This is a genomic window from Bacteroides sp., assembly GCF_019417265.1.
Taxonomy (GTDB): Bacteria; Bacteroidota; Bacteroidia; order Bacteroidales; family Bacteroidaceae; genus Phocaeicola.
Genome location: NZ_DXVR01000031.1, coordinates 15,322 through 27,599 on the forward strand (window position 1 = coordinate 15,322; position 12,278 = coordinate 27,599).

Consider the following 12,278-nt stretch of genomic DNA (forward strand, 5'->3'; position numbering starts at 1 on the left):
TAATCTAACCCTAATTAGAACGCTCTTAGCCCATAGTCGAATTTCATTTTTTTATTTGCTTTAATCTCAATCTTTAGATTGTTCTTACCGAGTTTCAGATAATCAGCATAATCACTCAAATTAAACTGGTTATAATGTCTTGTTTGAACTACATTTTGGTTGAAAACTTCAACTCCGTTAAGCCAAACTTTTACATCACCGGCCACATTTAACCACAATGAAAGATTTTCGTATTTTTTGTCAGATTCAAAATCTGTTTCCGAACAAACTTTTACCCCTTTCTTTTCTATACGAAATGGCAAAGAGACTTCTTGCTTTTCTGCTCCATCTATAGAAATGACAGCTTTATGTTTCTTTCCATTTTGTCCATCAACAATAAGAATTTCCGGCTTGGAAGAATTGACTTTATACAATTTACTATGCATAGCATGCAACAGAGAAACAGGTATTTTTGTTATCTTCCTGTCATACGTCATAAGTCCGTTAACCTCTCCTTCCACATCAGTGGTCTGAGTATATATTGCAGCTGCCAATCCTTGTGAAATAAGAGATTCCACATCAAACATTAATCTTCCATAATTATCAATCAAAGCCATAGCCCCATCTATGTTCTTATAGCCCCAATTTCGTTTAGAAGTATCCCAAAGATGACCATCAATAGCCCATCCATAACCACCAAATTCACCTAATACAGAAATACGGTTCCCATTATTTTCCGGTAAAACCATTGAAGATACCGGATAGTTATGCACATCATACATATGACCAACCCCTCTGTCTGTCCAACCTGTTACACCGTCAATTATGCGAGACTTGTCATAATCCATAACCTTTTCTACAATCTCTTTAGTGTTATGCTGCCCCCAACCTTCATTGAACACAACCCATGTAGTAATACAAGAGTAGAATTTCAATCTGTCTATCATATCAAACATTTCAGCCTGCCATTGAGCCGAATGTTCAGCCGGAGCATTCCAATCTTCTTTTGCATCAGGTTTAACATGTTCTACATTCTCCCTTGAAGTTGCAAATCCGGAAACCATATCCTGCCACATCATCATCCCTAAAGAGTCTGCATAATAATAATATTGTTCTGGTTCTACTTTTATATGCTTACGAATAGTATTAAAACCCATCTTTTTAAGCTGAACCATATCATAAAGCATAGCTTCCTCTGATGGAGGAGTGAGCAAACCATCAGGCCACCAACCTTGATCCAAAGTTCCCATCTGGAAAACCGGCTTATCATTCAGACAAATACGCTTGTATCCACAATCATCTTTTTTTATATCTACCTTTCTCAATGTAAAATAACTCGATACACGGTCTATTTCTTTTCCGCCTTTACTCATACTTATATTTATATGATAAAGTTTAGGAGAAGAAGGTGTCCATAAAACGGCATTCGGAACAGGTATTTCCATAGCATCACCTGATTTACCCTTTACTGTTTTAACAACTTTTCCGTTATCCAATAAATCTACTGTGATATCCTCTTTACCATTAGAATTCTCTACATCGAAAGACAACTTTACCGATTTCTTATATATATCAGCCATAGGAAGAACCTTCTTAATACAAGTTTTATTCACAGCTTCAATCCACACTGTTTGCCATATACCTGATACAGGTGTGTACCAAATTCCTTTTTGGTCTAATTGCTGCTTTCCTCTTGAAATAGATTCTGTATCAGTAGGGTCTACTACAGACACCTCCACAGTCTGCTCTCCATTACGTTTCAAATATTTTGTAATATTAAAACTGAATGGGTTGTTTCCTCCTTTATGGGAGCCGACAAGTTTATTATTCATCCACACCTGACATTCGTAGTCTACTGCACCAAAATGAAGAATTATATCCTTATTTTTCCATTTATCATCAATAGAAAAGTTTCTTTTATACCAAAGTTTGTCCGTAGGAAGAAAACTTTTCATTACTCCTGACAAAGAAGATTCTATAGCAAACGGAACCAATATCTGACCACTGTATTCCACACTTTTCTTTTTTACATCATGGCCCGTTACTGAATAGTTCCACAATCCATTCAGATTCATCCATTCAGCACGTGTAAGTTGTGGACGCGGATATGACTGCCAGACATTATCCGGTGTCAATTTGTCTGCCCATTCTGTTTTTATTTTATCCCCCTTAGGAGACCATTCTGTTTCTGCTGCATTAACATGTAAAGCAACACACAAACCTAAAACTAATAAACTACTCTTCATTTTCTTTATGTTTTTCATCATTACCTGTCCTTATAAACTTTAAAATCTTTTTGCCTTGTCTTATTATACGTATTCCATACCTTAGGGAAATAAAGCACATCACTTCTGTCTGCCCATTCGAAATATGCCTTTTCGAGTTCTGCAGCCTTCTTAGGATATTTCTTTATCAGATTATTCTGTTCCGTACGATCTTCCTTTATATTGTAAAGTTCCCATTCGTCACCCCTGCAATTAGCAGATACGAGTTTCCAGTCACCTTTTCTAATCATACGGTTTCCTTCATGCTCGTTATAGATATAACGTTCCGGCATTTTCTTACCCTCGACTATAGGAAGAATAGACATACCCGGAGTTGGAGTAATCTTTCTTCCTTTATATTCCTTAGGATATGTAGTCCCGGCAAGTTCACAACAGGTCGACATGATATCCGAGAACTGGGCCGGCTGATAATCTATACCGCCCTTATTCTTTACATGGTTCCCCCAACGGATTATACATGGAGTGGAAATACCCCCTTCGTGAGAAAAATGCTTATATAGGGTAAATGGAGTACATCCTACATTTGCCCAACCTGTACCATAATGAATGTAAGACTCCGGACCACCCATTTTCTCAAGGTCGGCACCAGTATGAGTAATGTATTCAGTACCGGTCTTACCATCAAAGCCAAACTCATGCCATTCTGCACAAGCTCCATTATCAGACATAAAAATGATGAATGTATTATCCAACTCACCATTCTTCTTCAATGTATCCATCACACGACCTATATTCTTGTCCATAATATCCACCATAGCAGCAAAAATAGCCATACGATGAGCAAGATCTGTCTGTTGTTCTTTAGTCAATGAGTCCCATGCTGGCAAATCATAAGTTTCATCCATAAACAAACTCTCAGGTACTACCCCTCTCGGACTCAACTTAGGTTTACCTTGAAGCAGTCCAAGTTCAACAATTCTCTTCCATCTCTGATCTCTGATTTTGTCCCATCCCTGCATATAGGTGTCTACATATTTGTCTATTACTTCTTTCGGAGCATGTAGCGGGAAATGAGGAGCATTGTAAGCCAAGTACAGGAACAAAGGTTTGTTTTCTTCGTTAGCCTGATTGATAAAGTCTATGGCATAATCTGTAATTACATTTGTTGCATAGAACTCGCCTTCAGCATACTTTCTTGGTGTTCTGTCTTTTGGCAAACGTGTATAAACGTCAGGATTCCACATAGAATCAAATCCACCCAAAAGGCCATAATATTCCTGAAAGCCTCTTGCTATAGGATTTGTCCTCTTACCCAAATGAAGCTTACCTGCCATAGCTGTAAAATATCCGGCATCTTTCAGCACCTCGGCAATAGTGACATTGTCCGAATTTGAACGGAATCCTGAATATCCCTTCGGCCATGCAGGTCTGAAAGCATCCATGTGTCCCAAACCTGTCTGATGTGGATAAAGTCCGGTGAGCAGATTGGCACGCGAAGGACAGCTTCTCGCACTATTATACATCTGTGTCATTCTCAAACCTTCCTGAGCCATCTTGTCCAATATAGGAGTATTAATTTCTCCTCCATAACATCCTAAGTCTGAAAAACCAAGATCGTCAGCCAATATTACAATAATATTAGGCTTTTCTTCTGCTGCGAGCATACCGGCAAAAGCCAGTCCCCCCGCAATCAATAAATTTCTTTTCATAATAATATAATTATTATTTGTTGTGTTCCGGTTTGAATTTTCCGTCTGCATATACCATTGGTATCAATCCAGGACGACATGTTACCTTATATTCTGCAGCCTGGGCACCGCGTGGATTGAAGAACATTGTAGCCCACCAGTTACCATCCTTGTCCTGGAACAGATTGTTATGTCCACCGCCAATGATAGCTGTATATCTTTTACTATACGGTCCATACACATTGTCAGCTGTAGCAATCACGCAGTCATAGCTATATCTTATATTCTTGTTTGTCACACCTTTTTGCTCCACATAAGTATCACCTTCTTTAGTTCTGTGTGCCCATATAGCCTGTACAAGATGATATTTACCTTCATATTTAAATATAAATGCGCCTTCAATATAAGGTTCTGGATCGTATGACGATTCCTTCATTTTTACAAAATCCTCTGCTATATCGCTCATATCAGGCTTCATCTTCGCTATATAATGATTATGACCTACAAAGTAAACAGTTCCGTCAGTATCTTCAAACAGACTACCGTCAATATTAGGATATAAAGCTTTGTCTTTATTTCCCTCTATATTCACATATGGTCCTTCAGGCTTTCCTGTTGTACTGCGAAGCACAAACGAACCACGTCCACCATCTGATTCATTCATACAGGCTACTATGAACCAGTTTTTTGCACTTTTGATATAATGCATTTCTGGAGCCCATACTGCATGGAATTTATTGTCCAACGGATCACCATTAAGAGATTTCCTGGCATACTTTTCCCCTTCCTTGTATACTTTGGGATTTTTCTGCCAAGTACCGTCCTTTTCCATCGACCATATCAATCCTCTGCTTTCCCAATTCTTCATATCTTTCGAACGCCACAGATATAATCCGTCGTTCCAGTCCCAACAATGTATCTGCCCTACGAATTTTCTGTTCGGATCGGATGTAGTACCTGTCATGTAATAATATCCGTCCGGACCTAATGTCACCCATGTGTCACGCATCCAATAATCGAACGCAGGTTTTACAGATTTTGGAACCCTTAATTCCTTATTATTGGTATCCGCATTACCGTATTTTCCTTTCTCCCCGGCATTACATGAGGCCGCAACTCCCATAAAGGCAATAACACCTATAAATAACGATTTGTAATTCATAATGTAATTTGTTTATTTGGTAAAATGATAATTATATTCGTTTCTTTTAAGTACTACTTCTTTACATACATATATTATTTAAAGCGATATACGGTCAATGATAATGGAGAAACTACCATATTATTTTGAAGTTCCAACTTTTCGTCACTGTATTCCGGTTTTACCAGTTCAGGATTTTCCGGAGTATTATTAACCCCAGGTTTCAATCTAAGAACACATTTACTTGCATTAACACTCTTGCCAAAACCATTTACTTCAGTATCAAGAACAACTTTCTTTGAAGAAAGATTTATAATCTTAAGTACATATTCTTTCTTTGCGGAATCATATCCCAACGTAGTAAAGACTCTCTGAATACCATTGCAATCCTTCACAGAAGATGATATACACTTATCAATCTTATTATCTCTGAAAAGCTTAGAGACATAAAATAAAGCAGTTTTAACGCTACTGTCAACACCATTAACCAGCATTGATTTCGGGAACCCATACTTCATCATATCCCAGTTTCTCATGAGCGGCCTTTCTGCAAGCATCGGATTCAGGTCACCGTTTCTTTCCATAGCCATTCTCACCACTCCGGTAGAAAGAATATTAACCGGATATTTTCCATCTATTCCCAATTCACCAATAAACAAATCAGCCTCACCTCTTTTATAAGCATCAAACTTATAATGGTCATTGCATGCCCACTCTACAGGCTGATAATAATGTTCATCGAACACCTTTACATTCTTAGGATTCGGAAAATTCTTTATATCCTTTCTTTTGTCGTTGTTTTCCTTGCCTATTATACTATTGGTTATATAAATCAATTGCGGATATTTTGCATAAAGCGCACTATATATCTTCTCGTATCTTTCCCAGTACACAGGTCCGAAATCCTCATTTCCTATCTCCACATATTTCAACGGGAAAGGTTTCGGATGACCGTTCTTGGCTCTTTCAGCTCCCCATTTCGTATTCACATCGCCTATTGCATATTCTATTGCATCAAGAGCATCCTGTATATAATAATCCAGTTCCACTTCCGGATGAGTGTAAGAGCCGTCTTTCTGCTTCCATACCCATCCTGTACATACCATACCTGTAGGAGTAACATACATGGCATCAGCTCCGAGATACTCGCACAATTCGTAAAACTCATGATAGCCTATACCGTCAGTTCTGTAATAAGGTGCCCATTTGCTCCACTGCCCCGGTCTGTTTTCTATAGGTCCAATAGTTTTTTTCCACTGATACATTGTTTCCGTATTTACACCATGCACAATACACCCTCCCGGGAAACGGATAAAATCAGGAGCATATTCTTTAAGATTCTCCATTATATCAGTTCTGAAAACCGACTTTCCATTATCCCAAGTCTTTTGAGGAAACAATGATACTACGTCAATCTGCAATTTTCCGACCTTCATCGGTTGTATAGCCAACATACCTCTCTTACAGTTACTGTCAGCTGTAAGACTAACTTCCTTTTTCCGCCAGTCTTTACCACCGTTTTCCACTATATACTCATTACTAATCCTATTGCAATTCTCATCTACGAGAAAAACCTTTATATTACCCTCATTATTGATATTCCTGACAAAGAAAGACAAATCATACTTGTCTCCTGCTACGAAGTTCATCCCATAATATCCCCTGTTCAATATCATGGCATTACTTTTGCCCGATATTTCATCTACCACATTCACAAGCATTGAATATGTGTTATTCTCATTCAACGGATTTTCTTTTGTGCGGTCAATGAAAATTGGGGAATAAGACAGAGGCATGGTGGTCCATCCAATCAACGGATCTACATGATATACATCCTTCATATCCGATTTAGGTGCAGGAATATCCACATAATATCCGTCTTTAACGGCAAGACCGGCCGGTGGAGTTGCTTCTTCAAATGAACGGTTTCTAACCAACTCAGCATGCAGCGCACCTTCACCCATCATGCCTATTTCCTCATAATGAAACCCATATTTTACCGGAGATACATTTTTTTTACTACTTTTGTCAATACACAATGTACCATAGACATTGTTATCCTGAGCTAAAGCGGATAAGACACCTGCATTAAATGCAGAAACACAAATTAAAGATTTGATAATTATATTTCTCATGGCATTTTTATTAATATTGCAAATATGATTATTTAAATGCATATAAAAGGGTAATTATGTCAATTTAAAAAAGAAATATGTACTATTTATACCTATATACGCATGTAGCTAAACATATGTTCTATATAGCAAAACATAATTACTAAAACAAATTCATACAAATGCTTAATTTTGAATAAAATAAAACCATTAAAAAATGAAATACTATAGAAGATTTTTCTTGTTTGCGATACTCTCATTACTAAACGTCGCATTAACAAAATCACAAATCCAGTACGACAACATCCGTTTCAAACAATTAGGATTTGCCGAGGGATTGCCACACAATACAGTCAACGCAATTACTCAGGACAATCAGGGTTACCTTTGGTTCGGAACAAGAAACGGGCTGTGTAAATACGATGGCTATGCGTTGAAACATTACTATCATTCGGATAATGACACTACCAGCCTTCGCCATGATTTTATATTCAAACTGTACACAGATACTATAAACAACAAGCTGTGGATTTCCACAGACGAAGGTATTTGCTCATACAATAATATTACTGAAACTTTCAAATCATACGATATCAAAGGCAATATAAGAAATGACGTATCTTTTTTCACTACTTCCACAGGTATGCTTTTGGCATGTTGCAGTAATGGAGTCTTCAGATACGAACCATCTGAAGACAAATTTCTCCCTTTTATACTCCACAATAAAAACTACATAAGAAACATTGTGGAAGATGAAAATAAGAACCTGTGGATAGAATGCAGAAACAAACTTTTAAGATACAATCTTAATTCAGGCAAATTCAGTCCGATACCTCCTATACTTAAGGAACACAGAAGTCGCATTAGCAATATACAAAGTGTAAACAAAAGGACTTTTCTGGCATGTTTTAATGGAAGTATCATATTATATAACACTTTAGAAAATACAATATATAACTTACCTAAACAAATAAAACACAATGATATGTTTTATTCTACCAAAGACTCTGATTCAAATATATGGATAGGAACAGAATATGGTATATATATTGTTGATAATAAACATTACAACATTATAAAACATTATGAAGATACATACGGAAATATTAGTAAACTTAATGATTCTCCAATATACAGCATATACAAAGATATAGATGAAAATATATGGATAGGAACTTATTTTGGAGGTATTAATTATTACATATCCGGATCAGAACATTTTCGTATCTACCCATATGGTAATACCGACAACCATCTTAGTGGGAAAGCTGTTAGACAAATAATTGGTTCTCAAAACGGAAGAGAATTAATAGCCACAGAGGATGGCGGACTCAATATAATGAACAATGAAAAGAAAATATTCAAATCTGAACAAGTTTTTAAGAACCTTAATATTAACACTCAAAATATACATTCTTTAATGTACGATTCAAAAAACACACTATGGATAGGATTATTTCTCAACGGTATTGTCAATTATAATGAGAAAACAAAAAGATGTAATGTTTTCAATCAAAAAGAAGCATATCTATCATCTGCATTCTTTATTACAGAAAGTAGCAATAATAAAATTTTTTATGGTGGTCCGAATGGAATTTACCATATTAATAAAGAACAAGTTGTTAAACGAATTTCCACAATAACATCATTTTGCAGTCTTAATGAAACAGATACAACATTTCTTATAGGAACGAGAAAAAACGGTATTTGCCGTCTAAACTCAGAAACATTCAAATTAGATACATTACATTTACTTCCACATAAAAATCTATTCGTTACAAATATATACCGCGACTCAAAAGGATATCTATGGGTAGGAACAAACAACAATGGCATCTACATCCTTGACAAAGAATATAAAATCTCTAAAACCTTCAACAAAGAACTTATTGTTTCGAACGGTATAAAAGGAATAATAGAGGACGACAGCCATAACATGTGGATAGGAACAGACAACGGACTGATTAGAATAAACATGAGCAACTGGTATATCAGCAGATACACCACATCCGACGGTCTTCCTACCAACCAGTTCAATTATTCTTCTGCATTCAAGTCGGAAGACGGAGAAATCTTTATGGGAACGATAAACGGTATGATTTCATTTTTTCCCGAACTTATTAAAAGAAAAAAACAAAACTTCAAAGTAGAAATAACCGACATAATAAGTAATTCAGAAAAAGTATCTCCATTAAATAATGATTACAATATAATAAAGACGCATAAAGGAATAGAAGAAATTACATTATCACATTCCCAAGCACAATCTTTAAGGATAGAATACTCAGGTATGAATTACCAATATACTTATGGTACAAAATACAAAATGTATATTGATGGTTTGGATAAGGAATGGCAATATGTTGACAATCAGCATCAAGTCCGACTTTCAAACTTGCCTGCCGGTAAATATACACTGAATATCATTGCCGGTTACAACGGTACAGAATGGGATGAAAATGGTCTTGCCACTCTGAAAATCAATGTCCTGCCGCCATGGTATCTCTCCATATGGGCATATATGGTATACACAATCATTGTAATGCTATGCCTGTATGCAGCGTACAGATACACCAAATCACGCCTAAGACTTTTGATGAGATTGGAAAATGAACATAACCAGAGAATGTATATAGAGAAACTTAACAAACAGAAAACCGACTTCTTCACATATATTTCTCATGACCTGAAAACTCCGTTGACACTCATCCTGTCACCATTGCAGAAACTGATTACACAAAACGAAATAAGCAATAAGGACAAAAAAAACATAGAAACAATATACCGCAACGCCAACCGTATGCACTATCTCATAGATGAGATACTTACGTTCAGCAAGATAGAAATGAACCAGATGCATATCACTGTGCGCAAATGTAATATCATAAGCTTTTTAGGCGAAATATCACACATATTCGATATTGTATCAAAGGAAAAAGAAATAGACTTTACCCTCAATCTTGAAGATAACGGAAAAGAAGTGTGGTTCTCACCTTCAAAACTGGAAAGAATAATGTACAACCTTCTCTCCAATGCGTTCAAGTACTCCCAAGCCGGAGATACTGTCACTCTAAGTGCACACCTGAAAGAAGATAACGACAGCACATACGCCGTCATATCTGTAAAAGATACAGGAAGGGGTATTCCTAAGGAAATGCTTGACAAGATATTTGAAAGTTATTATCAGGTCGAGAAAAAAGACCACAGAGAAGGCTTCGGACTTGGACTGTCACTTACACGCTCACTGATACAAATGCACAAAGGAGATATAAAAGTGGAAAGCGAAGTAGGAGTCGGAACCGTCTTTACCGTCACATTAAACGTATCCGATAATGCCTATACCAAAGATGAAAAAGCCATAGAAAGCATCAGTCAGGATGAAATCCGGAAATATAACCAGCGAATGCGCGACACTATAGAACTGATTCCTGACAAGCTTGTCGATGAAGAAAAGAAAAACGACAAGGAAACCATAATGATAGTAGAGGACAATAAGGAAATGAACGAATACATTTGCGATATCTTCAAGGACAAATACAATGTCATGCGTGCCTTCAACGGAGAAGAAGCATACAAGATGCTGTCCAAACGTATTCCGGACATTATTGTATCCGATATCATGATGCCAAAAGTCGACGGACTTGAGTTTACAAGATTAGTAAAACAGGATGTAAGTACAAGCCACATTCCTGTTATACTTCTCACAGCCAAGACAGACGAAAAAGACCATACAGAAGGATACAAATGCGGTGCCGAGGCATATATAGCCAAGCCATTCAATGCACAGAACCTGGAACTGCTGATTGAAAACATCCAGAACAACCGCCGTAAGGTAATAGAACGTTTCAAACAGGCAGAAGAGATGAATGTCACCCAGGTGACAAACAATCCACGCGATGAGAAATTCATGAAAGAGTTAGTTGATCTCATTATGAAAAACATCTCTCAGGAAGATTTCGGTGTTACAGAAATCACTGCCGAGATGCACATCAGCCGCAGCCTCCTTCATACCAAGCTCAAATCGCTTACCGGATGTTCCATCACCCAGTTTATGCGAACTATCAGAATGAAAGAAGCCCACACACATCTTATTAACGGAATGAATGTTTCCGAAGCATCATATGCTGTAGGAATGTCCGATCCTAACTACTTTACAAAATGCTTTAAAAAAGAATTCGATATCACTCCTTCGGAATTCCTTAAACAAATAACAGCAGAAAGTAATAAACAATAAACACAAACAATTTCATACCCCATTTCACTTTCACATCTTTCACACTGTGAAAAAGAAATGGGGTATTTTTCTTTATATCACTTCCTCACCACTAAATAATAGTTCCCATCCCTTCGGTGCTCCTTCTCCACTCCGGCGGCAGTCAGTTCCCTGCTCATCATCAACGGATTGACACGGTGCATCACTCTCTGTCGGCCGTCCCACTGTGGCAAACTGCTGAAATACTCTCTCATTAGATGATACTCATCTATCCTCGACGAGAAGATATAACGCTGTAAATCCTTGTCCTAACAGTTTATACCCGACTCGCGCATTTCCAGACAGAGGGTAAAAAGCATACGTTTGTCCAGGATACAGAATTCGCTGCCGGCATCTTCCTTCATCCTGTATTCCACCCGGCCTGTCAGCATATTGTATCTGAACTCATACCTTTCAGCCAACTTCTCCTGCAGGTAAACGTCACTCTTTTTTCTTTTCTCCTCATTTCTTGCAGCAGCAACCTCTTTCTGCATCTTCTCGGCAATCCACATTCTGCAGATTTCCTCTACTTTTCTGTCTTTTTTTCTTCTTGTCATAATATTAAGTTTATTTGTTCGATACGACAAATTTACTAAACAGAACATGGGAAAATCAAGAAAAACAGAAACTTTCTGCTTGAAATTATGACGATTTTGATTACATTTGTAAATGAACCTGAATACATAGGAAAAACGATGCAAACGGGCGTAAATCTACATTGTTTGACAGCTGTCAAACATATGGACGACAGCTGTCAAACATATGACTGACACGTGTCAGACAATTGTCCGACAGCTGTCAGACAACAAAGAATTTTAAGCATTCAGAGAAAACGCATCAATTTTCTCCAGTTAGATAACTAATAGTTTCAAGAATGAG

General features: G+C 37.2%; 7 protein-coding genes. 1 reads left to right on the forward strand and 6 read right to left on the reverse strand.

Features of this window, described 5'->3' with window-relative positions; all coding sequences use genetic code 11:
- Nucleotides 1–14: 14 nt before the first annotated feature.
- The 4 genes from QZ379_RS05775 to QZ379_RS05790 form a co-directional block, all read right to left on the reverse strand.
- Nucleotides 15–2,225, reverse strand: coding sequence for a glycoside hydrolase family 2 protein (locus QZ379_RS05775; protein ID WP_291560629.1), 2,211 nt, complete (start codon nt 2,223–2,225; stop codon nt 15–17).
- Between the two features lie 20 nt (nt 2,226–2,245).
- Nucleotides 2,246–3,913, reverse strand: a complete 1,668-nt coding sequence (locus QZ379_RS05780) for an arylsulfatase (protein WP_291560642.1) — start codon at nt 3,911–3,913, stop codon at nt 2,246–2,248.
- Between the two features lie 13 nt (nt 3,914–3,926).
- On the reverse strand, nt 3,927–5,015 hold the full coding sequence (locus QZ379_RS05785) for a family 43 glycosylhydrolase (protein ID WP_366933572.1): 1,089 nt from the start codon (nt 5,013–5,015) through the stop codon (nt 3,927–3,929).
- 113 nt (nt 5,016–5,128) lie between these two features.
- A complete protein-coding gene (locus QZ379_RS05790; protein WP_291560663.1) occupies nt 5,129–7,168 on the reverse strand; it encodes an alpha-L-arabinofuranosidase C-terminal domain-containing protein in 2,040 nt (679 codons plus the stop codon).
- A gap of 196 nt (nt 7,169–7,364) precedes the next feature.
- On the opposite strand from QZ379_RS05790, the gene QZ379_RS05795 reads away from it, so the two are divergent.
- Entirely contained in the window at nt 7,365–11,381 is a 4,017-nt protein-coding gene (locus tag QZ379_RS05795; RefSeq protein WP_291560670.1) for a hybrid sensor histidine kinase/response regulator transcription factor, read from the forward strand.
- Nucleotides 11,382–11,458: 77 nt separating this feature from the next.
- Here the strand turns inward: QZ379_RS05795 and QZ379_RS05800 are convergent, their stop codons facing one another.
- Together QZ379_RS05800 and QZ379_RS05805 are read right to left on the reverse strand one after the other, a co-directional pair.
- A complete protein-coding gene (locus tag QZ379_RS05800; RefSeq protein ID WP_291560681.1) occupies nt 11,459–11,614 on the reverse strand; it encodes a hypothetical protein in 156 nt (51 codons plus the stop codon).
- 54 nt (nt 11,615–11,668) lie between these two features.
- Nucleotides 11,669–11,956, reverse strand: coding sequence for a hypothetical protein (locus tag QZ379_RS05805; protein WP_291560693.1), 288 nt, complete (start codon nt 11,954–11,956; stop codon nt 11,669–11,671).
- Between the last annotated feature and the right edge of the window lie 322 nt (nt 11,957–12,278).

Coding starts and splice junctions, on each gene's coding strand:
- QZ379_RS05795 (WP_291560670.1), top strand. CDS start 7,365: ATGAAATACTATAGAAGATTTTTCTTGTTTGCGATACTCTCATTACTA.
- QZ379_RS05780 (WP_291560642.1), bottom strand. CDS start 3,913: ATGAAAAGAAATTTATTGATTGCGGGGGGACTGGCTTTTGCCGGTATG.
- QZ379_RS05800 (WP_291560681.1), bottom strand. CDS start 11,614: ATGAGAGAGTATTTCAGCAGTTTGCCACAGTGGGACGGCCGACAGAGA.
- QZ379_RS05790 (WP_291560663.1), bottom strand. CDS start 7,168: ATGAGAAATATAATTATCAAATCTTTAATTTGTGTTTCTGCATTTAAT.
- QZ379_RS05775 (WP_291560629.1), bottom strand. CDS start 2,225: ATGAAGAGTAGTTTATTAGTTTTAGGTTTGTGTGTTGCTTTACATGTT.
- QZ379_RS05805 (WP_291560693.1), bottom strand. CDS start 11,956: ATGACAAGAAGAAAAAAAGACAGAAAAGTAGAGGAAATCTGCAGAATG.
- QZ379_RS05785 (WP_366933572.1), bottom strand. CDS start 5,015: ATGGGAGTTGCGGCCTCATGTAATGCCGGGGAGAAAGGAAAATACGGT.